The 22,199-nt window shown below is 46.2% G+C and carries 23 protein-coding genes; 5 read left to right on the forward strand and 18 right to left on the reverse strand.

Features of this window, described 5'->3' with window-relative positions:
• Window positions 1-9: 9 nt before the first annotated feature.
• The 4 genes from JOJ89_RS20320 to JOJ89_RS20335 all read right to left on the reverse strand — a co-directional run bounded on the left by JOJ89_RS20320 (window position 10) and on the right by JOJ89_RS20335 (window position 2,687).
• Window positions 10-681, reverse strand: a complete 672-nt coding sequence (locus tag JOJ89_RS20320) for a uracil-DNA glycosylase (RefSeq protein WP_203289192.1) — start codon at window positions 679-681, stop codon at window positions 10-12.
• A gap of 15 nt (window positions 682-696) precedes the next feature.
• Entirely contained in the window at window positions 697-999 is a 303-nt protein-coding gene (locus JOJ89_RS20325; protein ID WP_029283208.1) for an ArsR/SmtB family transcription factor, read from the reverse strand.
• A gap of 16 nt (window positions 1,000-1,015) precedes the next feature.
• A complete protein-coding gene (locus tag JOJ89_RS20330) occupies window positions 1,016-1,780 on the reverse strand; it encodes an SDR family NAD(P)-dependent oxidoreductase (RefSeq protein ID WP_203289193.1) in 765 nt (254 codons plus the stop codon).
• Between the two features lie 103 nt (window positions 1,781-1,883).
• Window positions 1,884-2,687, reverse strand: coding sequence for a glycosyltransferase family 2 protein (locus JOJ89_RS20335; RefSeq protein WP_203289194.1), 804 nt, complete (start codon window positions 2,685-2,687; stop codon window positions 1,884-1,886).
• A gap of 358 nt (window positions 2,688-3,045) precedes the next feature.
• Here JOJ89_RS20335 and JOJ89_RS20340 point away from each other — a divergent pair, with 358 nt between their 5' ends.
• The 3 genes from JOJ89_RS20340 (at window position 3,046) to JOJ89_RS20350 (ending at window position 5,288) form a co-directional block, all read left to right on the forward strand.
• Window positions 3,046-3,363 (forward strand): YflT domain-containing protein, encoded by a 318-nt coding sequence (locus tag JOJ89_RS20340; protein ID WP_035207519.1) that lies wholly within the window; start codon window positions 3,046-3,048, stop codon window positions 3,361-3,363.
• Between the two features lie 237 nt (window positions 3,364-3,600).
• Window positions 3,601-4,341, forward strand: a complete 741-nt coding sequence (locus JOJ89_RS20345; RefSeq protein ID WP_203289195.1) for a L,D-transpeptidase — start codon at window positions 3,601-3,603, stop codon at window positions 4,339-4,341.
• A 131-nt stretch (window positions 4,342-4,472) separates the two neighbouring features.
• Entirely contained in the window at window positions 4,473-5,288 is an 816-nt protein-coding gene (locus tag JOJ89_RS20350) for a bifunctional hydroxymethylpyrimidine kinase/phosphomethylpyrimidine kinase (protein ID WP_029283198.1), read from the forward strand.
• Window positions 5,289-5,351: 63 nt separating this feature from the next.
• Here the strand turns inward: JOJ89_RS20350 and JOJ89_RS20355 are convergent, their stop codons facing one another.
• The 9 genes from JOJ89_RS20355 to nfsA all read right to left on the reverse strand — a co-directional run bounded on the left by JOJ89_RS20355 (window position 5,352) and on the right by nfsA (window position 14,984).
• Window positions 5,352-6,785 carry a sucrose-6-phosphate hydrolase gene (locus JOJ89_RS20355; RefSeq protein ID WP_242524640.1) on the reverse strand — a complete coding sequence of 478 codons (1,434 nt, stop codon included), beginning with the start codon at window positions 6,783-6,785 and terminating at the stop codon, window positions 5,352-5,354.
• Window positions 6,786-6,799: 14 nt separating this feature from the next.
• On the reverse strand, window positions 6,800-7,750 hold the full coding sequence (locus JOJ89_RS20360) for an aminoimidazole riboside kinase (RefSeq protein ID WP_029566555.1): 951 nt from the start codon (window positions 7,748-7,750) through the stop codon (window positions 6,800-6,802).
• Between the two features lie 99 nt (window positions 7,751-7,849).
• The gene (locus tag JOJ89_RS20365) at window positions 7,850-9,229 is read right to left on the reverse strand and encodes a sucrose-specific PTS transporter subunit IIBC (RefSeq protein WP_029566554.1); all 1,380 of its coding nucleotides are present in this window, start codon (window positions 9,227-9,229) and stop codon (window positions 7,850-7,852) included.
• A 185-nt stretch (window positions 9,230-9,414) separates the two neighbouring features.
• Window positions 9,415-10,236, reverse strand: a complete 822-nt coding sequence (locus JOJ89_RS20370) for a PRD domain-containing protein (RefSeq protein ID WP_029566553.1) — start codon at window positions 10,234-10,236, stop codon at window positions 9,415-9,417.
• 365 nt (window positions 10,237-10,601) lie between these two features.
• Window positions 10,602-11,132 (reverse strand): chromate transporter, encoded by a 531-nt coding sequence (locus JOJ89_RS20375; protein WP_203289196.1) that lies wholly within the window; start codon window positions 11,130-11,132, stop codon window positions 10,602-10,604.
• A complete protein-coding gene (locus JOJ89_RS20380) occupies window positions 11,129-11,692 on the reverse strand; it encodes a chromate transporter (RefSeq protein ID WP_203290401.1) in 564 nt (187 codons plus the stop codon). The genes JOJ89_RS20375 and JOJ89_RS20380 overlap by 4 nt, the downstream gene beginning before the upstream one ends.
• 14 nt (window positions 11,693-11,706) lie before the next feature.
• Window positions 11,707-13,317, reverse strand: a complete 1,611-nt coding sequence (locus JOJ89_RS20385) for a gamma-glutamyltransferase family protein (protein WP_203289197.1) — start codon at window positions 13,315-13,317, stop codon at window positions 11,707-11,709.
• 207 nt (window positions 13,318-13,524) lie between these two features.
• Window positions 13,525-14,187, reverse strand: coding sequence for a type 1 glutamine amidotransferase domain-containing protein (locus JOJ89_RS20390; RefSeq protein ID WP_203289198.1), 663 nt, complete (start codon window positions 14,185-14,187; stop codon window positions 13,525-13,527).
• A gap of 47 nt (window positions 14,188-14,234) precedes the next feature.
• Window positions 14,235-14,984, reverse strand: coding sequence for an oxygen-insensitive NADPH nitroreductase (gene nfsA, locus JOJ89_RS20395; protein ID WP_203289199.1), 750 nt, complete (start codon window positions 14,982-14,984; stop codon window positions 14,235-14,237).
• Window positions 14,985-15,255: 271 nt separating this feature from the next.
• Here nfsA and JOJ89_RS20400 point away from each other — a divergent pair, with 271 nt between their 5' ends.
• Window positions 15,256-16,530, forward strand: coding sequence for a YjiH family protein (locus JOJ89_RS20400; protein ID WP_203290402.1), 1,275 nt, complete (start codon window positions 15,256-15,258; stop codon window positions 16,528-16,530).
• Between the two features lie 57 nt (window positions 16,531-16,587).
• Here the strand turns inward: JOJ89_RS20400 and JOJ89_RS20405 are convergent, their stop codons facing one another.
• On the reverse strand, window positions 16,588-17,535 hold the full coding sequence (locus tag JOJ89_RS20405) for an ATP-grasp domain-containing protein (protein ID WP_203289200.1): 948 nt from the start codon (window positions 17,533-17,535) through the stop codon (window positions 16,588-16,590).
• 316 nt (window positions 17,536-17,851) lie between these two features.
• Here JOJ89_RS20405 and JOJ89_RS20410 point away from each other — a divergent pair, with 316 nt between their 5' ends.
• Window positions 17,852-18,136, forward strand: a complete 285-nt coding sequence (locus JOJ89_RS20410) for a spore morphogenesis/germination protein YwcE (RefSeq protein ID WP_029283175.1) — start codon at window positions 17,852-17,854, stop codon at window positions 18,134-18,136.
• Between the two features lie 40 nt (window positions 18,137-18,176).
• Here the strand turns inward: JOJ89_RS20410 and qoxD are convergent, their stop codons facing one another.
• From qoxD to qoxA, 4 genes are read right to left on the reverse strand one after another with little or no spacing between them, the layout of a single operon-like run.
• A complete protein-coding gene (qoxD, locus tag JOJ89_RS20415) occupies window positions 18,177-18,488 on the reverse strand; it encodes a cytochrome aa3 quinol oxidase subunit IV (protein ID WP_029283173.1) in 312 nt (103 codons plus the stop codon).
• Window positions 18,478-19,119, reverse strand: a complete 642-nt coding sequence (qoxC, locus tag JOJ89_RS20420; protein ID WP_203290403.1) for a cytochrome aa3 quinol oxidase subunit III — start codon at window positions 19,117-19,119, stop codon at window positions 18,478-18,480. The genes qoxD and qoxC overlap by 11 nt, the downstream gene beginning before the upstream one ends.
• A 14-nt stretch (window positions 19,120-19,133) precedes the next feature.
• A complete protein-coding gene (gene qoxB / locus JOJ89_RS20425; RefSeq protein WP_029283169.1) occupies window positions 19,134-21,080 on the reverse strand; it encodes a cytochrome aa3 quinol oxidase subunit I in 1,947 nt (648 codons plus the stop codon).
• 20 nt (window positions 21,081-21,100) lie between these two features.
• On the reverse strand, window positions 21,101-22,153 hold the full coding sequence (gene qoxA, locus JOJ89_RS20430; RefSeq protein ID WP_081414221.1) for a cytochrome aa3 quinol oxidase subunit II: 1,053 nt from the start codon (window positions 22,151-22,153) through the stop codon (window positions 21,101-21,103).
• Window positions 22,154-22,199: the final 46 nt, after the last annotated feature.

The following is a 22,199-nucleotide window of genomic DNA, read 5'->3' on the forward strand; positions in this document are numbered from 1 at the left end:
CGTTTACTCTTATTCTATTTCCCAGTCAATTTCATCCCGCCCCAGTCTCCGCAGTGCTTCGTTTGTTTTTGAAAACGGTTTGCTTCCGAAGAACCCTCTGCGTGCAGAAAAAGGACTTGGATGAGGCGACTCAATGATGACATGCCTGTTTTCATCAATTAGCTCTTTTTTGGCCGCTGCATGCTTTCCCCATAGAATAAACACAACCGGCTGTTCCCGTTCGTTCAAAAGCTCAATGATCCGGTCGGTAAAGGTCTCCCATCCCTGACCTTTATGGGAGGCAGCCTGTCCCTTCCGCACGGTGAGGACCGTATTCAAGAGGAGCACACCTTGGTCTGCCCATTTTTCGAGGCAGCCGTGATCCGGAGGCTCGCAACCGAGATCATCTTTCAGTTCGAGAAAAATATTGCGCAGTGAAGGAGGCTGCTTCACTCCTTTTTGCACAGAAAAACTCAGCCCGTGTGCCTGGTTCGGCCCGTGGTAAGGGTCCTGACCGAGGATAACGGCTTTCACATTCTTGTAGGATGTTACATCGAGAGCATGAAAGATATCATCCATGGGAGGGTAGACAGTTTCAGATGCGTATTCCTCTTTCAGGAATTCTCTCAGTTTGGCATAATAGGATTTTTCGAATTCAGGTTTAAGCCACTGCCACCAGCCGTCGTGAAGAAGCTGTTTCAATTGTGTTTCCCCCAATCACATGCAGGTTTCTTCTACTAATGAAATCAGTTTTTTCAGCATGGAAACTGAATCTTCAAGTGTTAAAGAATAGAAGCGCTTTGTTCCCTGCTGTTCAGTGACAACCAGTCCCTGATCTTTTAAGATTTTCAGATGGTGGGAAATAGCCGGTCTTGAAAGTCTGGACTGATCCGCAATTTCGTTGACGGTCAGCCGCTCTGTTTCTGCCAGTAATAAAATTATATCCTGTCTCGCGGGATCTCCGAGAGCATGGAATAATGGGATGCAAGATCGAAATGTATCAATTGCCTGATCTCCCATTCACTTCACACCTTTCTTACGCACGTTCCTGTGTTTTTCTCACAACACCTGTTACCGTTTTGCGGGGCATAAACCGTACGGCTGCTGCGAGCATTTTATTTTTTAGTCCAGGGATAATAACCATTTTCTTCTTGTGCAGCCCTTTATAAGCCGCGTCCGCCACCTCTTTGACATCCATGACCCCGCTTTTGAAAAGCTTGGACTGGCCAAGGTTGGCACGGTCGCTGAAACCGGTTTTTGTCGGTCCGGGGCAAAGGACGGAAACGCTGACCCCTGTCCCTTTAAGTTCGTTTTCTATGGCTTCACTAAATGATAACACATATGCTTTTGTGGCGTAATACACAGCCATAAGGGGTCCCGGCTGAAAGGCCGCTGTAGATGCAACATTGAGAATATGACCGGAACCTCTTTCAGCCATGTCGGGTGCGAACAGCTTGGCAAGGAGGGTAATGGATTTAATATTGAGATCAATCATATTCAGCTCTTCATCAGCAGAAGTGCGGACAAATTCTCCGTAAAGGCCGAACCCTGCATTGTTTACGAGCACATCTACACATACACTTTCAGCCTTCAGTTCTTCGTATAGCTCCCGGACCTGGTTCATATCGCTTAAGTCTTTTCTTTTCACGATGACAGATGCAGGCTTAAGTTCTTCTGCTAGCTTCTGCAATTTCCCCTCGCTGCGCGCAGCCAGGACTAAGCGGTATCCATCCTGTGCATATTTATAAGCAAGTTCTTTTCCGATGCCGTCTGATGCTCCTGTAATCAATACTGTTTTCATATTTTTAAAAGTCTCCTTTTGTTTGTTTGTTTAAATGTTTAAACATATAGTATATTGACTGTGCAAAAATGTCAAATATAAAAAAACTCCCGCATCGCAGGAGTTAAACAAGCCTTGACCGAATCGGCATGCCGTCCCAGACAATCTGGCTTTCGGCCTCTCTCTTTTTCAGCTCCGGCTGTTCGAGGAGCACAAAGAAGTTTTTTTGCGGAAGCTTTCCAAGCCCGTGTTTTTCACAAAGGACTTCAAGAAACGACTGCCTTTTTTCATTAAGGGAAAAAGACTGATGGCTTCCTCCTGCAGAAAAAGCATAGATGACGCTGGCCACCGGAACCCGCTTCACGGAAAATGCTTCAGACACTCTCAGGAAAAAATCCCAGTCCCAATAATTGTGGACCTCCGGATCGAAATAGCCGATCTCCCTGTGAATGCTTTTTAAATAAAGACTGCCGGACGGCACATAGGTTGAAAAGCGCCTCATCTCATCCGGGTCATATGTATAGGCAAACAGCCTCCTGCTTACAGGCAGACGGACATGATTCTCTTCTTCAAATGTAACGATTTCTACATCTGAATAGACAAGGTGAGCACCGTCTGAAAGTTCCCCGGCCATCCGCTCAATATGCCCCGGAGTGAAATAATCATCGTCATCACTGAGCATGATGGCATCACCGGAAGCAGCCTCAATCCCGGCATTCCTCGCATGAACATGCCCGCAGTTCTCTCTCAGATCAACCACCTTTATAGGTAATTCATGATAAAACTCCTTCAGGGATTCAACAGACTCTCCACCATCATTCACAATAATTATTTCTTCCGGCATCCGTGTCTGGCCGGCAATAGATTCCAGCAGATCCGCCAGTGCATATAACCGGTTGTACGTCACAATAACAATCGAAATTCGCACGCTTATACCCCTCATTCTGTTGGTTTCTTTTATCCATTAAATCATAAACGGGCATGGGATGCTTATTGTCAGTCGAACTTAGAAGGCCATCTTGTTGCAATTTATGCTTTAAAGGGACACGTTCAAACCAAGTGTATTGCAGCGGAAGGCACTTGACTCCTGCGGGATGAAGAGGGCACTGAAGATCCCGCAAGCGCAGCGAGGAAGCTTCAGGCACTCCCCGCGGAAAGCAAGTGACTGGAGCGGAAAGGAACGGATACAAATCGATAACAACTATAAACCAGCTTTTAAAAAGCTTGTTTTAAAAATAAATACACGGGGTAAATATAAATCATCAGCACAAAAGGAGAGATCGATTATGAAGACATTCGTTGTTGAAAATGGCGTACAAGCCACCGAAAAAATCAATCACCTTGAAGTTGAAGGGTTCACAAAGGATGATATTTATCTATTCGCCCATGACCCGAACCGTTCTAAGCATCTTACATCGGGAACAGATACGGAAAGCGTAGGCGTTTCAGAACAAGGCGTCTTCTCGTCTATGAAGAACGTATTCCGTTCACGCGGAGATGAGCTGCGTTCCAAAATGGCCTCACTTGGCCTGACGGAAAATGAAGCAGCACACATGGAAGAAGAACTCGATAAAGGCAAAGTTGTCATTATCGCACAGCAGTAATCACGCAATCTATATTCCCCCCTACTCAATATAGATGTGAGGCGTGTCTCGTCCAGACGAGGCACGCCTATTTTTTATTTCTCACGGAACAATTATGCGCTCCGCTGCGTCTCACGAATAGAATGAACGGTAAAGAAAGACTTCCTTTATCAGCATTCGACAAGAAGATTCTACACATTCCTCATATCCAGTCTGGTAATCTTTTCTTGTATTCATTTAAAAGGGGACTAGAGAGAAATGAAAAAATGGCTGTTCGCGTTAATCACGGCTTTCTTCCTGTTTTCTCAAGCTTCATTTCCGGCAAAAGCCGACGGCATTCCGCAGCTTATCATCATCAACAAAAGCACCAATAAACTGGCCTTTTTTGACAACGGAAAGCTCATACGCGTCTTTCATGTCGCAACCGGCAGAGACAATTCCTTTACGCCGGAAGGAACGTTTCCAATTGTCAATAAGATCAAAAACCGCCCTTACTACAAAGAGAACATTCCCGGAGGAGACAGCCGCAATCCTTTAGGCGACAGGTGGCTCGGCCTCAGGGCACTTGGGACGGAGGGAACCACTTACGCCATTCACGGCAATAACAACGCAAACTCCATCGGAACCTACGCCAGTGCAGGCTGCATCCGCATGCACAATGAAGAAATCCGTTATCTCTTTGACCAGGTTCAAACAGGCACATCTGTTATTATTCTGCACTCCACTCACTCCTTTGAAGCAATCGTCGCAGCAAACAACTATCCAAATTCCCTGCCTGCAGATTCACCTCCTGCAGATGATGAAAAGGCGCCGGCTGAGAAACCTGTGCCAAAACCGAAGCCTGCTCCAAAGCCGGAGCCAAAACCGGAACCAAAACCCGAGCCTGCCCCCGAGGACCCTCTCTCATGCATTAAAAGCAAGCTGCAGGGACGCATATACTTCCCTGACATTCATGTAAAAATGGATGTATCATGTTCTGCTCAAGCCGGCGGGTCCTAATCGCCGGCTTTTTGCATGGAGAAATGCCAGACACGCTTACAGCCATTCCTCCAACATGGCTAACCTTTTTTGAAATTGTTATAATAGGAGAGAAGATACGCTTAATCACCCGGATGGAGGTACACATACTTATGACAATGAAAAAAGCCCTAACGTTCGCCGGATCAGACAGCAGCGGCGGTGCCGGCATTCAGGCAGATTTAAAAACCTTTCAGGAGCGCGGCGTTTACGGAATGACAGCGTTGACCGTAGTAGTTGCGATGGACCCTGCAAACGAGTGGCATCACCAGGTATTCCCTGTGGAGCTTGAGACCATTAAAGCTCAGGCAGCCACAATTGTGGAAGGCATCGGCGTTGATGCCATGAAAACCGGCATGCTTCCTACAGTTGATATTATCAAGCTTGCGGCCGATACGATAAAGAAATACGATGTGCAAAATGTTGTTGTTGATCCTGTTATGGTCTGCAAAGGAGCAGACGAAGTGCTTTATCCTGACCTTGCGGATGCCCTCAGAGAGATTCTGACTCCGCTTGCGACAGTCGTCACGCCAAATTTATTTGAAGCAGGACAGCTGAGCGGTATTGGTACAATTACAACTGTTGATCAAATGAAAGAAGCAGCTGTAAAGATTTTTGACCTGGGCCCGAAATTCGTCCTTGTAAAAGGCGGCGGCAAACTGGATCATGAAAAAGCAGTGGACGTGCTCTACGACGGAAAAGAATTTCAGATTCTTGAAGGCGAGCGCATTGACACTTCTTACACGCACGGAGCAGGCTGCACATACTCGGCAGCGATTGCGGCTGAACTTGCAAAAGGAGCTTCCGTTAAAGAAGCCATCTACACAGCAAAAGAGTTCATCACGGCAGCAATTCGCCATTCTTTCCCGCTGAATGAATATGTAGGACCGACAAATCATGCGGCATTGCGTTTGCATGGAGATAAGTAATTCATGAACAAAATCACCCGGCGGATGCCGGGTGATTTTGTTTTGTTTGAAATGCTGTAATCTTCACAGCTCCCACTTCTTCAAATCAAAAGCTGCCTCTCCCTCTGCAGAGACCACAATGCTTTTTTCACCGTGTTCCGGGAAAAATCTTGCTGTGAACACTTCTTCTCCGTCATTGATAAAGACCTCAATGGAGGAGGTGTCAACAAATACATGAAGGCTGGAGAGGTGTTCTAACCTGCATTGTCTTGATTCCGGCTGTCCATCAGCATAGCTTGTCCGGGTCAGCGTAAAGACTTTCTCCTCACTGGAATAGTGAAGAACCGCATTGTTTTTAATGGAAACGGAAAGGCCGGAACTGACTTCAAGGTTCTCAAGCTTCAGTTCAAAAACAGTTCCAGACGTGTGGTGCTGCTCTCCTGCCTGCAGCCTGATGCCAGGCGCTGCTTCTTCTGTTTTCCTCAACGCTTCCAGCTCTTCGACCGGCTGCTGAATCAGTTTCCCGCCACGCATCGACAATTTCCTCGGAAATGTCATGTTGTGTATCCATTTATGCTGGATGGTCGGATGCTTGTCTTCCGCTTGGTCCGGCACGCTCATCCAGGCGAACAGCAGGCGTCTGCCCTTCTCGTCTTCTGTTGTTTGCGGCGCATAGAAGTCAAAGCCTCTGTCAAGCTCGGTGAAGTCGCCGTGCGTCAGTTTTGCCGACTCATAATCAAGCTTCCCGGAGAAGTATCCGGACTGGTAGACATTCTGATACAGCATCCCCTGCGGCTTAAGGCCTTGAGGCGAGACGATCAGAATGTCTTTGCCGTCAAGATGAAACAGATCCGGGCATTCCCACATATAGCCGAATTCACCCAGCTGCTCTGTATGAGAACCAGCCACGTCGCCTAAATAGGTCCATTTCATGAGATCCTCAGAAGAGAAAATGGCTGTTCGGCCTTTAAGATCAGTGGTTTGAGCACCGACAACCATGTACCACTTTCCATCATGCTCCCACACTTTCGGATCGCGGAAATGGGCGGTATAGCCTTCCGGAAGCTCAGCTACAACGCCTTTTTTCTCAAAATGAAGACCGTCTTCAGATACGGCCAGACATTGATAGGTCTCCCGCTCTCCGTTCTCGTCCTTTACATTACCTGTATAAAAGAGATGCATTTTACCGAAAGCGTTCACTGCACTGCCTGAATAGCAGCCGTTCTTTTCATACCATTCGCTCGGTGCGAGCGCAATCGGTTCGTGCTTCCAGTTCACAAGATCCTGAGATGTGTAATGTCCCCAGAATTTAGCACCATGCCCTGTCTTAAACGGCATCCACTGATAAAAAAGATGATAGACTCCCTTCCACTGAATGAAGCCGTTCGGATCATTCAGCAGACCGACAGGCGGCATAATGTGGTGCTTAAGGCGATATGGATCGCTTTCAACCAATTCTTTATTCATTTCCGCTTCTAAATAGGCGGCTTCTTTCAGTTCAGCGTCCCTCTTTGTCACATCGCTTCAGCTCCTTATCCCTTTTTCAGAATGTCTTCTACTTCGCCAAGAGTCGGCAAAGCGGTCATAGCCCCTTTTACAGATGCAGCAAGGCCGCCCGATACACTGGCAAATCGGCCGATTCGCTTCAGTTCATCCGCATTCAGCTCACCCGGATGCGTTTCAAGCTCGTGCAGCTGATAAAGGATGCCCGATACGAAGGCGTCTCCTGCACCTGTCGTATCGACTGCATTCACCCTCATCGCGTCGATTTTGACTGCCCCATTCTTTGTAAATGCATAGCTGCCTTCGCTTCCCATAGTGATAAACAGCAGCGGAATGTTATAAGCAGCCAGTTTCTCTACACCTTTTTCAATGTCAGATTCACCTGTCAAAAATTCAAGTTCTTCCTCTGATATTTTGATCAGATCCGCCTTGCCGAACATAGATAAAATCGTCTCTTTAGCTGTCTCTTCGTTTTCCCACAGGCTGAGCCTCAGATTGGGATCGTAGGAAACAATCATTCCGTTCTCCCGTGCAAGTTCGACCGCCTTGACTGTCGCACTTTTTGAAGGCCCGCTGATCATCGAAATCGATCCGTAGTGAAGAATTTTGCTTTCAGCAAACAGGGACACATCTAAATTCTCTTCATGCAAAAACCGGTCTGCGCTCGGATCAATGTAGAAATCGAAGGACCGCTCGCCGCCTTCTGCGAGCGTGACGAAAACCGCCCCCGTCTTCGCTTCTTTTGTCAGAAGCATCTGGTCTGTGTTCACACCGAAAGACTGAAGTGTTTCCTTTAAAAAAGTTCCAAGCACATCATCCCCGACTTTGCCGAGGAAAGAGGAAGGCGCACCCAGTCTTGCAAGTCCGACTGCTACATTTGCCGGAGCACCTCCTGGGCTTTTCTGATACACAAGGTTTTCAGAATCAACCGGTATAAAATCAATCAGCGCTTCTCCAAGACTGATTATTCCTTTTTTCATCGCACTCATACCTTTCTGTTTTGAAAGGAAAAACAGGCAAGGTTACGGACCCTGCCTGATTTTCTTTTCCTTACTCATTCTTCTTTTAAACCCAAAATCCTACTTCTTCTCTTCCTCTTTTATGCCAAGAAGCATCGTGGCAATAAAGGCACCTGCAACCGCAATGGCAAAACCGATGAGGTAGTTCACGACGGCAGCCGTTCCAAACGGCGCCACAATGGCAATCATCGGGATTCCTGTGAGTCCGTACGCATTTGCTGCCACATTTGTGAAAACAACATAAGCACCGCCAAGTGCTCCGCCGATCATTCCGCCGATGAATGGATTGCGGTAGCGCAGATTCACCCCGAATATAACAGGCTCTGTAATGCCAAGGAAGGAAGAAAAAGCACCTGGAAGGGCAATTTCTTTCGTTTTCGCTCTCTTCGTCATGAAGAAAACGGCAAGACCCGCTCCTCCCTGCGCTACGTTCGCCATCGACCAGATCGGGAGCAGGTAGTTTTTGCCGAGGTCAGCAAGCAAACCTGCTTCTATAGCATGGAAGCTGTGATGCACGCCCGTTAAAACGATGAGAGAATACGTTCCTCCAAAGATCAGTCCGGCAAGGAAGCCTGCCGTATCATACACATATGTGAGAGCTGTTGTAATCCCTGATCCAAGACCGCGTCCAAGCGGGCCGATGGCAATCAGTGCGATAAAACCTGTCGAAATGATGGTAAGGAACGGCGTGACAAGCAAATCAATTGAGTTTGGCACCACTTTTCGCAGTCCTTTTTCAATTTTGCTCATCACGTAAACAGCTAGCAGGATAGGAATAACAGTCCCCTGGTACCCGAGCATCGCAATGTCCATGCCTGCAAAATTCAAATATTCCGGTTTAGCTTCTGCAAGTCCCCACGGATTTAATAGTGACGGGTGAGTCAAAATCCCTCCGATTACGGCCCCAAGGTACGGATTCGCCCCAAACTCTTTAGAAGCACTTACGCCGATCAGGATCGGCAGAATGATAAAGGCTGCACTCGAGAACATATCAAGAAGCACAATGAAGGCACTGTCGGCACTCACCCATTCGAACGCTTTCATCATGCCCAGAAGCCCCATTAACAGACCGCTTGCGACAATCGCCGGAATAATCGGCACGAAGATATTTGAAAGGGTTTTGGCAAATCGGGCAAAAGGATTCATCTTCTGTTTAACAGCATCAGAATGCGAGACATTCTCTGTTTCCTGAACGCCTAAATGCGGCTGAAGCTGTTCGTACACCTTGTTGACATTGCCTGTTCCAAAGATAATCTGAAATTGTCCGGAGCTTGCAAATGCTCCTTTTACTCCTTCAAGCTCTTCAATTTCCCCTTTATCAGCCTTGCTGTCATCCTGCAGGACCAGACGAAGACGTGTCGCACAGTGTGTTGCACTGATAATATTGTCTTTCCCGCCAAGGAGCGGAACCAACTTTTCAGCAGTATCTTTATAATTCATACCTTTCTCCTCCTTTTTTAAATAGAAAAAGACCTAAAACTTATAAAGGTATCATAGACAGAGTGTCTCCAATGATCTCTTTACAAATTTTAGGTCTTGCCTGCATAACCAGTCACAATCCCGGATATGAAGTTAAGTAATACGCTTTCATTGTAGGGGATGAAAACGCTCCGGTCAAGAAAAAACTATTCGCTCAGCCTCTGAATATGGAGAGTAATATATCCCATTTCAGATTCTGGAAACTGCATGCCGTATTCCTTTTTCAAATAGTCCGCTATTTTCTCAGAACATGCATAGGCGAAGCTGTAGGTTTTCTGAATCATCTGCAGCATCTCCCGGTCCATCACGTGGAAATCTTCGTTCTGCTCAAGCCGGTTTAAAGCAAATCTCAAATGCGTCAGCAGGCGCTGATAAGATATGGAATCCTTGCTCAAGTTCACACCAAAGTGGCGTTCAATCATATCAATTGATTCCTGGATAATGGCCGTATGCCTGATTGTCACTTTCATGTCTGCAGCGTCCAGTTTGGCTGTATGAATGTGGAGTGCTATGTGGCCCGCTTCATCCTCAGGGAGGGAGATTCCAAGCTTTTCTTCTGCCCGTTTAATCGCCCACTGTCCGATTTCAAATTCATTTCTATACAGCACTTTAATTTCGCTCAGCAGCTTATTCTGAATGGCATAGCCATTTTGAATCCGTTCGACTGCAAATGATAAGTGGTCCGTCAGGGCAATGTGGATATGATTGCTCAGCGGAGACATCAATCGGCCTTCTGCGTAGCTGATAATCTCTTCGGCAAGCTCGATGTGCTCTTCCGGAACCATCTGCAGCAGCTGCTGGAACTTTTCATTTTCTTCCTTCATCACAAAGATCTTCTCCACTTTGCTTTTTGGAATGATGTCATTTTTCTTTTTTTGAAAAGCTATTCCCGGTCCCATGACAATTTTCTCCTGGTCCCCGTCCCGGACGACAGCAGCATTATTGTTCAAAACTTTGTAGATTCTCACGTGACACGACCCTCTCCTGCTAATAGTCTCTTTATCATGACAAAAATGACGAAAAATCTCAAATTTCATCATTCTGTGTAAATATCTTGTAAACGTTTTTAAAATATTTGTCAAATTATAAGATATTCACACGATCTTCCACACTTCGACACAAGTTATCAACAGAAGTTATCAACATATCCACAATTTCTATCCACATTTTGTGTGGGTACAACTGTTCGCTACTATATATATAGAGTCCCGAACTTTATTCACAGGGGTGTTGATAACCCAAAATGCTATTGTGAATGATTTAAAATTGATGCAAATCGAAGCTGTTTGTGCACATCTCTCAAAATCTAAAAAGGCACAAAAAAAAGGGGCTCCTATGACAGGAATACCCCTCCGTACACAAGCGCACCCGTAATCACGTAAGCAGGATGCACCTTCCATTTTTCCAAAAGCAGCAGGCTGATGATAAACAGAAAAAGCGTATGCCAAATGCCAGATCCTTTCGCAGAGTTATCCAAAAACTGATACGTCATCACTCCAAGCATGACGGCGATGACAGGTCTGACAACCGCTGAAAGACGCTTTACCTGAGGAGATTCTTTGTATTTCATCAGGATGTTTAAAAGGAACAGCATAAGGATCAGCGAAGGGGCAATGGTGGCAAACAGCCCGACTGCTGCACCAAGCCATCCTCCCTGCTGATAACCGATCAGGCCGGCCATTTTTGTGGCAATGGGACCGGGCAGCGCATTGCCGATCGCCAGTGTTTCACTGAATTCATTCACCGATTGCCATTCGTAGCGGTCGACCACTTCCTTTTCTATTAACGGAATGGAAGCAGGGCCCCCGCCGTATCCGAGGATGCCGGGCAGGAAGAAGGCAAGAAAGATGTGAACATAAATCATGATGGCATCCCCTTTTGATCCGATTTCCGCCGGGGTTTATATAAAACCGCCCAAAGAAGAAGCGCACCGATAATGATACCTGGATGAATATGAAGAAATTCCATGAGGATCAAAGCTGACCCCATAAGCAGAATGGTCTTAAACATCCCGAATGACTGGGAGGATTTTTTTGAAAAGTCCCAAGTAAGTGTCAGGAGCATCACAGCTACAACTGGCAAAACGGCCTGCGACATTCCCCTCACCCACGCCTCATCTTTATAGGCGTTCAGTGTTGAAAGCAGGAGTATCATCAATATAACTGTCGGCAGGGCTGTGGCAAGGACCGCATTCAGCATGCCGGCCACCCCTCCGACACGGTACCCGATATAACCGGCCATTTTCGTGGCAATCGGTCCGGGAAGTGTGTTGCCGAGGGCCAGAACATCTGAAAACTCGTCGTCATCCATCCATTTAAATGTACTGACCACTTCCTTGTGAACAAGCGGAATTGTGGATGGGCCTCCGCCAAATCCGAGCATGCCGGACCTGAAGAAGGCGATAAATAAATTCCGCTGCAGGATCAGCGGCGTCTCTTTTACCACGATGCAACGACCCCGTCTGCTCTGGATTCTGTTCCGCCGGACAGCACGCCCGTTTCAGGATCTCTCCATATAATCTGTCCGCGCCCAAAAGCTCCTTTATCAACAGCAACCTGGATTTGGTGGCCTTTTCTCGTGAGAGCCTGCGCAAGATGGGAAGGAAAATGCGGCTCTACAAGCACCTTTTTCCCCTCCATCCACTGCCAGCGCGGTGCATCAAGTGCAGCCTGCGGATGAAGACCAAAGTCGATTGTATTCATGACAACCTGCATATGCCCCTGCGGCTGCATATAGCCCCCCATTACACCAAAGGGACCAACCGCGTCATTCCCTTTCGTCAAAAACCCTGGAATAATCGTATGATACGTCTTTTTACCCGGCTTCAGGGCATTTGGGTGTGTTTCATCAAGGGAAAAATCATGCCCGCGGTTCTGCATTGAAATGCCGGTCCCCGGAATGACCACTCCTGAGCCGAATCCCATATAGTTGCTCTGAATAAACGAGACCATGTTTCCTTCTCCGTCTGCAGCGGCTAAATAAACGGTTCCGCCTTTGACAGGCTCATAGGCGGAAGGCTCCACAGCATGCTCTTTGATCTCGGCTCGGCGCTGCTCTCCGTAAGCATCACTGAGCAGTTCTTCTGTCGTGATTTTCATCTCTTTCGGGTCGGTTATGTATGCTTTTCCATCTGTAAACGCAAGCTTCATGGCCTCTATTTGTTTATGATAGGTTTCAAGGCTGTCTTTTTCGCGAATATCAAATCCTTTTACAATATTTAAACCAAGGAGCGCGACAAGACCCTGTCCGTTAGGCGGGATTTCCCAGACATCATAGCCCTTGTAGCGGACGGAAATCGGATCTACCCACTCAGCTTCATAGGAAGCGAGATCCTCTTTTGACAAGTATCCGCCCTGCTCCTGAATAAACGAACTGATTTTATCCGCCAGATTTCCCCGGTAAAAGCTTTCTCCTTCTGTTTCGGCTATTTCCTTCAGTGTGGCAGCATGCCTAGGCGAGCGCCATACTTCTCCAATTTTCGGAGCACGGTGATCAGGTGCAAACGTCTCGAACCACGCTTCAAATTCGGGACCGGAAAGGGTACGCTTGAATTTCTCATAAGCCAGTGACCAGTATTTCTCGAGAATCGGTGTGAGCGGATATCCTTCTTCCGCATAGCTGATTGCAGGTGCCAGCACTTCCTGCAGGGGCAGTCTTCCAAATCTCTTTGACAGCTTCGCCCAGGCGGACGGGGCACCGGGAACGGTAATCGGGGTCACCCCATAGACAGGCATTTCAGTATGTCCCTTTACTTTAACGGCTTTGATGGAGAGGGAAGAAGGCGCAGGACCGCTTGCGTTTAACCCGTACAAACTGCCATTCGTCCAGACAAGAGCGAAGGCATCTCCGCCAATCCCGTTTGATGTCGGTTCAAGGACCGTGAGTGCTGCCGCTGTCGCAATAGCCGCGTCAATGGCATTTCCTCCTTTTTTCAATATATCGAGCCCGGCCTGTGCAGCAAGAGGCTGCGAAGTGGCAACCATGCCTTTTTTTGAAAAGACCGTCTGCCTTTCAGACGGGTATGGATGGTAAAGATAATCAAACTGCATAACTAACCTCTCCTTATTTGACAATGCAAATCATGTCGTTTCTCTAAAGTATATCTGAAAACGTTAAATATTCAATCTATTAAGCCTTTGTGTACATCCGCTATAAATCGATTTTAAGTTCCATTTTCTGCGTTTCACGTGGAACAATCTTCAGCAAAATGATCCTTTTTCACACAGAAAAATCCGGCAGGAATCTGCCGGATTTGATTATTTCGATAGTATTTTTACAAATTCTTTCGCGGTGTTGACGCTTGACTGCGGATTTTGTCCGGTCACAAGCTTGCCGTCTACTTCTGTATGGTCTGTGAATTTCGGTGCTCTGATAAATTCGGCTCCAAGATCAACTAATTTTGATTCAAGCAAAAAGGGCATATACTGATCGAGCTTTGTGTCTACTTCTTCCTCGTCTGTAAATCCTGTCAGCCGCTTTCCTTCTACTAAAGGCTTTCCGTTTGAAAGAACGGGTCCGACAAGTCCTGCAGGTCCGTGGCATACGGCACCGATTGCTTTTTCAGACTCAGCGAAATGCACCAGGAGCTCCTGCAGTTTTTTGTTATCCGGGAAATCAAACATCGTACCGTGGCCTCCAGGGAGGAAAATCCCGTCATAGTCTTCGCCGTTTACTTCATCAATATGGACCGTTTGCTGCAGAACACGTCTTGCTTCCTGCCATTGATTTTCTTCAACGCCTTCTAAACTGTTTGGATCAAGCGGAACGTTCCCGCCTTTCGGACTCGCCGCTGTCACTTCATATCCGTTTGAAGTGAACTCTTCATACGGCTCTGCAAATTCAGAAAGCCAAAGGCCTGTTTTATGATCATTGGTTATTTTATCTGCTGTTGTCACGACTGTAAGAATTTTTTTTGCCATGTTTACCGCTCCTTTTAAAAGTGTCATTCGCAGTAAGTTTTCCCGGCTTATCTTTTATTAAACCCTTTTGTTTCCGTAAACTCTTTCATGTACATTCTCGTCGGCTTGGAAAGCATGGAAGCCATTTGACCTGTCCATGTATCGCTGCGCTTGCCCGAAGTCCGCTCGCGGTAATACTCCGAAATAAGCTCATTATACTCTTTGAGATCTTTTTTATAGACAGCTTCATCCGTTTCATACACATCTTCATGATAAACATGCTCAAAGTGAATTCTCGGTTTTTTGTCCGGATTTTGATCCGGATATCCCACAGCGACTCCAAATAGCGGCATCACTCTTTCAGGGGTTTTGAGGAGCTCCGACACTTCCCTGAGGCTGTTTCTCAAGCCTCCGATGTAGACGGCTCCAAGCCCCATCGACTCAGCAGCGATGACGGCATTTTGAGCTGCAAGAGCGGCATCAATAACCGCGACCATGAACTTTTCCGTGCTTTCAAGGGTTTCGTCAATAGTGACACCTTCCATTTCAGCAAGCACATCATGCCGGTGCAAATCCGCGCAAAAGACAAAGAAATGTCCGTTCTCTTCCACATAAGGCTGATTACCCGCAAGCTCTGCAAGCTTTTTCTTCATTTCCGGATTTTTGACTCCAATAATGGAATAAGCCTGGATGAAGCTTGATGTGGATGCAGCCTGAGCGCTTTCAACAATCGTCCGGATTTGATCGCCACTTAACGCTCTGTCTTCGAATTTTCTGATTGACCTGTGTGACAGCAGGGTATCAATGGTCTGGTTCATCGGATCCTTCTCCTTTTTGTTCGTTTTTCTTATCTTACCTAAGTTTCACCTTTTTTGCAGATACTAGGCTTAGTGAATACTTTTACAGGGTAAAAAAAAGGAGAAAATACAGGAAATTTTCTTAAAGGCATTGGCTTTTCTGCCTGTTTGCATTAAAATAACACAGGTTACATAAATATGTACTTTTACGTAAGGAGCATCCAAATTGACTTCACAGACAAAAAACAACCTTAAATTTATTCTTCCTTCCCTGCTGGGAATTCTTTTATTTATGGTACCGATCAGCTATAAAGGCGAAGTAACCATTCCAATCGCCATTTTCTCTGGCATGCTGCAGAAGGCGCTTGGCCCTTCGCTTCCGGCTGTCATGACCGTCATCATTATTCTTACACTAATAGGAACGCTTGCAGCCAAATGGATGAAACCGGACTTTGTTGCAAAGAGCCCGTTCTTTACAGCCTTGTTTGATGTCCCGGTTATCTGGGTGATTGCACGCGTACTTGGCGCCATTTTCGCCGTGCTTACGCTCTTTAAGGCAGGCCCGGAATGGATCTGGTCTGAAAATACCGGAGGCCTTCTGCTTAATGATCTGCTTCCGATTTTGTTTTCCGTTTTCTTTTTTGCAGGGCTGCTTCTGCCTTTGCTGTTAAACTTCGGGCTGCTTGAACTTTTCGGTTCATTGCTCGCTAAATTTATGAGACCTGTTTTTAAGCTTCCCGGCAGATCTTCTGTCGATTGTGTTGCTTCCTGGCTTGGAGACGGAACCATCGGCGTTCTGCTGACAAGCAAGCAGTATGAAGAAGGCTTTTACACAAAGCGGGAAGCCGCTGTCATCGGGACGAGCTTTTCAGTTGTTTCCATTACATTCAGCCTTGTCGTCATTTCGCAGGTTAACCTTGGCCATCTGTTTGTGCCCTTTTATTTGACTGTAACTTTAGCAGGCGTGATTGCCGCTCTTGTACTTCCGAGAATACCTCCGCTTTCTTTAAAAGCAGATACGTATTACCACGGACAGGAGGAGCAAATTTCAGAAGCGGTGCCTGAGGGCTATACGCCATTCAGCTGGGGCTATAAACAAGCTTTGAAAAGGGCTGAAAAAAACACAAGTACAGCTTCTTTTTTCCAGGACGGGGCAAAAAACATTCTGGATATGTGGATGGGTGTAGCACCGATTGTTATGGCTCTTGGCACCGTTGCGCTGGTCGTTGCTGAATACACGCCTGTATTTGACTGGCTCGGCATGCCGTTCATCCCGCTGCTTGAACTGATGCAGATACCGGAAGCACAGGAAGCATCCAAAACACTTGTTGTCGGATTTGCCGACATGTTCCTTCCAACTGTTCTTGCTGCCGATATCACTAGTGAGATGACACGTTTCATTATTGCCTGTGTATCTGTCACACAGCTTATCTATATGTCTGAAGTGGGCGGACTGCTGCTCGGATCTAAAATTCCGGTTTCCTTCAAGGATCTCGTGATTATCTTCCTGCTTCGCACACTGATTACATTACCGGTGATTGTGGGTATTGCTCATATTTTATTTTAAAAACGTTAAAAGACCGTCTGGGATCTCCAGACGGTCTTTTGCTGTTTATCAGCCATCTTATACAGTCAGCGCCATTTTCTCAAGCTCCGCTTTCAGCACCTTCGCAATTTCAAGCATGCCGTATTTGCCGGCCTCTGCCTCTGCGTCTCCATTGTAATTTGTGTTGGTATTAATATCATATGTGTAGATCTCGCCGTTGGCATCGCGGATGAATTCAATACCTGCCACTTTAACGTTATTTGCTTTCAGCATCGATTCGTATTTAGATATGATTTTGTCATTCACGTCATCAACAATCTGGAATTTTGGTTTGGCTGGTGATTCTTCTCCAACCGGGCAGAAAAGATCGCCAATCTGGCAGGCGTCCGCCGGGCAAAGCTCAAAGCCTTCTGACGTGTCTACACGCACAGCATACAAGAATTTGCCGTTTACAAATTCACAGCGGGTAATATACGGTTCAGGAGCCTGAATGTATTCCTGTATGAGAGTGATGCCGTCAACCGGTTCCTCAAAATCAGGGCCGTCCACATACTGCTTCAGTCCTTCAATGGAATGGAAAAGCTGAACACCAAGCCCTTTTCCTGCACGATTATGCTTTGTAATGAAAGGTTTCCCTTCGAACTGGGCCGCTGCATTCAGTACAGCTTCTCTTCCAACGGCAGCTATTGTTTTTGGGGTTTGAATGCCATGTTCATTTAAGGCCATATATTGAGCGACCTTGCTGACTTCAAGCTGTATGGCGCGGCTCCCGTTATAGACTTTGCGGTTATGACGCTCCAACCAGTACAGCACAGACGCAGCAAGTTCCGGTGCATACCTGTGGCCTCTCGTATGGGAAGAAGCGCTCATGCGATTATAGAAGATTCCTTCTGGCGGTGCTTCAGAAAGGTCCACCAGCCCCTGATCGAGATGCCATTCTTCATAAGGCACATTCAACTCGTTCAGTCTTTTCGTCAAATGATCTGTCCACTCTGTATTTTCATGAATAATATACACTTTGCTCATTACACATATCCCCCATCCTGATGCACTTAAATTAGCCTAATCCTACTATATCCATCAATTATCTGTCAATTTAAAATACCCTGTCAGTTACTGGCATGGACAAAGAACAGGTTCTTATGCGGGCCGTCCCAAATAGAATAAGAGTAAGATCTTTTATTTTTAGAAAATTTAATTAAAAGAAATAGTTAGAAACACTGGAATTTTAAACCTGATGTGATATACTAATTGTAACAAAACGTTCACAAAGTATTTTCTTGTTTGTCACATTTTCAATTATGTAAGCGTTGACAATAAACTAAAACGGGAGTTGTTAAACATGGATGTATTCTTCGTCTATTTGCTCATTGTAAGTGCTACGCCGCTCTTCTTGTGGGATCAGCGAAAAAGCCTGGCGCTCCTTCATATACCGTTCATCTTAATGCTGTGGGTTTACTTCGGAATGTTTGCCACAATGGAGCTCGCCATGCCGCTTCACATAATCGGGGGTTCCCTCTTCCTGGTTAACCTGGTGTTCGCCCATGTTGCAGCCTACTTGATTTACGCTAAGCCGATCTTAAAGCGCAAAGCCGATCCTAAAAGCAATTTGGATATCATCAAATAAAAAAATCCCGGACACTAAAGTCCGGGATTTTTTCTGTTTATTAATGATCGTTCATTACCCATACAGATCCAAGAACTGTTACAACGGCAACAAAGATCGCGAATGCTGTATTGACAACCTGTACGTTTCCGCTTTCTGATTCCGTCATGTGCATGAACATGAAGAGCTGAATGCCAGCTTGAAGGAATGCGAGAGTGAAAACAACAGCTATTTTAATAGATAATGAAAAGTCAGTATATAATCCAATCCAAAGTGCGACGATTGTCAGTACAATCGAGGAGATAAACCCAATCACGTGACTCCACGGAAAGTGGTTATGATCCCCTGCTGTTTTTTGCTGATTAGTGGCCATGCGGACTTAATCCTCCCATCATGAGGAGCAGGTATACTCCCGAAAAGATGAAAATCCAGACAACATCAAGGAAATGCCAGTAAAGACTTGAGATGAACAGCTTGGCTGATGTTTGAGGAGTTAATCCTCTTTTCTTTACTTGCATCAAGATGAAACTGATCCAGAATATCCCGATGGTGACGTGAAGTCCATGGGTTCCTGCAAGAACAAAGAATGCTGACCACATTGCACTTGACTGCAATGTAGCACCATGGTGAACATACTCTACAAACTCATATATTTCGTAACCGACAAATCCAAGTCCAAGGGCCAATGTGATGATTGTCCACATGATGACGCCTTTTTGGTTGTGGCGGCGCAACTCGTGAATTGCAAGGCCACATGTGAAACTACTTGTAAGCAACAGGAACGTCATGATCAAGACGCCTTCAATCTTAAACAGATCAGTCGGCAGCGGGCCGTCTGCTGTCATCGGCGCAAGAACGAAGTAAGTCGCAAACAGCGTTGCAAACAGGGCAATTTCAGCACCAAGGAAGATCCAGAAGCCAAGAATATTCAACCTTCCTATTTCAGATTGATATTCAAGAGGCACACTCGGATCATGTTCTTCATGATGATGTGCATGTTCCATCATTCACGCCTCCTTTACACAGATATTTTTTGTTCTGTTTCTTTAATTTCTTCAACACTTACATAGTAGCCATGATCTTCTTCAAACGAGCGAAGGATCATGCAGGCAAAGATTCCGATTAAACCGGCAATGGCAGGAATCCACCATTCAAAGACAAGAGCGAAACCGCTGATTCCAAAGAACATGGACATGATGAACGGTCTGCCTGAGTAGTTAGGCATGTGAATCGGCTTGTACTCAACTTCTTTTTTCTTGCCTGTTTCTTTTTCTTCCATTTTCATTTGCCAGAATGCATCAAGACCCTTTACCTCAGGTGTAACCGCAAAGTTGTAGTGAGGCGGAATCATTGTAGTTGTAGACCATTCAAGCGTACGTCCGTCCCAAGCATCTCCAGTTTGCTCGCGTGGAGAGTAGCGGAAGCTGTAGTAGATGTTGTATACAAGAACAACGAATCCAAGGGCCATTCCAATTGCACCAATGGATGCTACTACGTTAAGCCCCGTCCATCCGTCTGCAGCGCCATACGTTGAAATACGGCGTGGCATGCCGGCGAGTCCAAGGAAGTACATTGGGAAGAAACAGATGTTAAAACCGATCGTGAACAGCCAGAAGCTGACTTTCCCGATTTTTTCGTTCAGTTTGTGTCCGAACATCTTCGGATACCAGAAAATCAGACCTGCGAAACATGCGAACACGGTTCCGGCGATCAATACGTAATGGAAGTGAGCAATCAGGAAGTACGTATTGTGGTACTGATAGTCTGCTGCTGCCATCGCAAGCATAACCCCTGTTACCCCGCCGATGACGAAGTTAGGAATAAACGCAAGTGACCAGAGCATTGGTACAGTAAATCTGATTCTTCCTTTGTAAAGCGTGAAGAGCCAGTTGAATATTTTAACACCCGTCGGTATGGCGATCGCCATTGTGGTGATGGAGAAGAACGAGTTAACAAGTGCTCCTGAACCCATCGTGAAGAAATGGTGAACCCAAACGACGAAACTTAGACCAGAGATTGCAACGATGGAGACAACCATCGCTTTGTAGCCGAACAATGTTTTACGTGCAAACGTTGAGATGATTTCTGAGAAAATCCCGAACGCAGGCAGGATAACGATGTAAACCTCAGGATGGCCCCAAATCCAGAACAAGTTCGCCCAAAGCATCGGCATACCGCCGTTTTCAAGGGTGAAGAAAGCTGTTCCGAACAGCCTGTCAAATGACATCAGCGCAAGCGCAACTGTCAGTACAGGGAAAGCGAACACGATAATCAAACAAGTGATTAAAGATGTCCAAGTGAACATCGGCATGCGCATAAGCGTCATACCAGGCGCACGCATCTTCAAGATCGTGACCATGAAGTTAATACCTGTCAGGAGTGTACCGATACCGGCAACCTGAAGGCCAAGAAGGTAGTAGTTCTGTCCAGGTCCGGGACTTGCCTCGTTGCCTGCGAGAGGCGTGTAGCTCGTCCAGCCTGCATCAGGTGATCCGCCGATAACAAATGAAATGTTAAACAGCATCGCACCGACAAAGAATGTCCAGAAACTTAATGAGTTAAGATACGGATAAGCAACGTCGCGCGCTCCAATTTGCAGAGGAACAACAACGTTCATTAAACCAATCAAAAACGGCATCGCCATGAAGATAATCATGATCGTTCCGTGAGTCGTGAAGATTTCATTGTAATGCTGCGAATTCAGAAACTCTGAATCTGGCAATGTCAGCTGGGCGCGCATTAAGAGAGCATCTACTCCCCCGCGGAACAGCATCAGAATGGCAGCAATGATATACATGATTCCAAGCTTCTTATGGTCGACAGTCGTAATCCAGTCTGTCCAGAGCCATTTCCACTTTTTAAAGTAGGTAAGGCCTGCCACAATGGCGATGGATGTAAGCAGTATTGAGATTTGGGCGCCGAGTATCAGCGGGTCTCCCATTACAATAAATTCATCCCATTTCATAGTTGATGTTTCCTCCCTTCTCAGTGAGAATGTTCTTCTTCAGTCTTTTCGTCTGACTGATGCTCAGAATGATCTGCACCCTCATGTTCAGAATGTTCTGAACCATGTCCTGTGTGACCTTCTGATTTTTGTGTATGATCAATGTTCATTTCTTTATTTGGATCGATTTTCTCCAAGTGCTCGACTTCATCGTGCTTGTGAAGCTCATAACCGGACTGTTCGCGGACTCTCACTGCATATTCAGAGTCTGTTGAATGGTCCACCCACTCAAGGTGAGTGTTGGAGAATGTCATTTCTCCAGTTGTTCCAGGAATCATAAGCTGATCATACTGATCCTGCGTAAGCTCAGGTGCAGAACCTTTTGTTTCTTCAGCCCATTTCTCAAACTCTTCTTCAGGCATGGCTTCTACATCGAATGTATGTCTTTCAAAGCCTTTACCCGTGAAGTTCGCGTTGCGGCCTGCATACGTTCCAGGCTCATCTGCCTGCAGGTATAGCTTAGTCTGCATGCCGGACATCGCATATTTCTGTCCTCCAAGCTGCGGAATCCAGAAAGCTGTCATTGTATCAGCAGAAGTAAGCTTGAACAGGACAGCACGGTCTTCAGGAATGTTTAAGTAGTTAACAGTCTCAATTCCCTCTTCTTCATAAGAGAAAATCCATTTCCAGTCAACCGATGTTGCATGTATAACCAGAGGCTCCTTATCTCTAGATGATTCAGGCGGCTCTTCAAGTGCATAAATAGTTTGAACGGTCGGAACAGACAGAGCAATTACGATCAGAATCGGAATAACTGTCCAGACAATCTCTAAGAATTTGCTGCCTTCCATTTCAGGCGGCTCATATTCAAGGTTGTCTTTTCGCTCACGGTATTTAATGACAATGAGGGTAAACAGAACAAACACAACAGCTATAATGAAAAGCATAAAACCTATCGACAAAAGAATGAGGTCACTTTGTGCAGCTGCAACAGGTCCTTTCGGATCCAGGATCACATAGTTGCTGCATCCGCCCAGAAAAAAGACAGAGAGTAATAGACCTAACGCATAAAACGGTTTAAACAGCTTGAACACCAGGTTCACCTTCCTTCCTAATTAATGGCATGACTATTATGCATGC

The sequence above is a fragment of the Metabacillus sp. cB07 genome (assembly GCF_016839225.1).
GTDB classification, from domain to species: Bacteria; Bacillota; Bacilli; order Bacillales; family Bacillaceae; genus Bacillus_P; species Bacillus_P indicus.

What these genes read in the sequence shown, in the direction of transcription:
- JOJ89_RS20325 (WP_029283208.1), bottom strand. Translation starts at nt 999, where the DNA reads ATGGGAGATCAGGCAATTGATACATTTCGATCTTGCATCCCATTATTC.
- JOJ89_RS20330 (WP_203289193.1), bottom strand. Translation starts at nt 1,780, where the DNA reads ATGAAAACAGTATTGATTACAGGAGCATCAGACGGCATCGGAAAAGAA.
- JOJ89_RS20340 (WP_035207519.1), top strand. Translation starts at nt 3,046, where the DNA reads ATGAAGACATTCGTTGTTGAAAATGGCGTACAAGCCACCGAAAAAATC.
- JOJ89_RS20345 (WP_203289195.1), top strand. Translation starts at nt 3,601, where the DNA reads ATGAAAAAATGGCTGTTCGCGTTAATCACGGCTTTCTTCCTGTTTTCT.
- JOJ89_RS20350 (WP_029283198.1), top strand. Translation starts at nt 4,473, where the DNA reads ATGACAATGAAAAAAGCCCTAACGTTCGCCGGATCAGACAGCAGCGGC.
- JOJ89_RS20360 (WP_029566555.1), bottom strand. Translation starts at nt 7,750, where the DNA reads ATGAAAAAAGGAATAATCAGTCTTGGAGAAGCGCTGATTGATTTTATA.
- JOJ89_RS20365 (WP_029566554.1), bottom strand. Translation starts at nt 9,229, where the DNA reads ATGAATTATAAAGATACTGCTGAAAAGTTGGTTCCGCTCCTTGGCGGG.
- JOJ89_RS20375 (WP_203289196.1), bottom strand. Translation starts at nt 11,132, where the DNA reads ATGATTTATGTTCACATCTTTCTTGCCTTCTTCCTGCCCGGCATCCTC.
- JOJ89_RS20385 (WP_203289197.1), bottom strand. Translation starts at nt 13,317, where the DNA reads ATGCAGTTTGATTATCTTTACCATCCATACCCGTCTGAAAGGCAGACG.
- JOJ89_RS20390 (WP_203289198.1), bottom strand. Translation starts at nt 14,187, where the DNA reads ATGGCAAAAAAAATTCTTACAGTCGTGACAACAGCAGATAAAATAACC.
- nfsA (WP_203289199.1), bottom strand. Translation starts at nt 14,984, where the DNA reads ATGAACCAGACCATTGATACCCTGCTGTCACACAGGTCAATCAGAAAA.
- JOJ89_RS20400 (WP_203290402.1), top strand. Translation starts at nt 15,256, where the DNA reads ATGGTACCGATCAGCTATAAAGGCGAAGTAACCATTCCAATCGCCATT.
- JOJ89_RS20405 (WP_203289200.1), bottom strand. Translation starts at nt 17,535, where the DNA reads ATGAGCAAAGTGTATATTATTCATGAAAATACAGAGTGGACAGATCAT.
- JOJ89_RS20410 (WP_029283175.1), top strand. Translation starts at nt 17,852, where the DNA reads ATGGATGTATTCTTCGTCTATTTGCTCATTGTAAGTGCTACGCCGCTC.
- qoxD (WP_029283173.1), bottom strand. Translation starts at nt 18,488, where the DNA reads ATGGCCACTAATCAGCAAAAAACAGCAGGGGATCATAACCACTTTCCG.
- qoxC (WP_203290403.1), bottom strand. Translation starts at nt 19,119, where the DNA reads ATGGAACATGCACATCATCATGAAGAACATGATCCGAGTGTGCCTCTT.
- qoxB (WP_029283169.1), bottom strand. Translation starts at nt 21,080, where the DNA reads ATGAAATGGGATGAATTTATTGTAATGGGAGACCCGCTGATACTCGGC.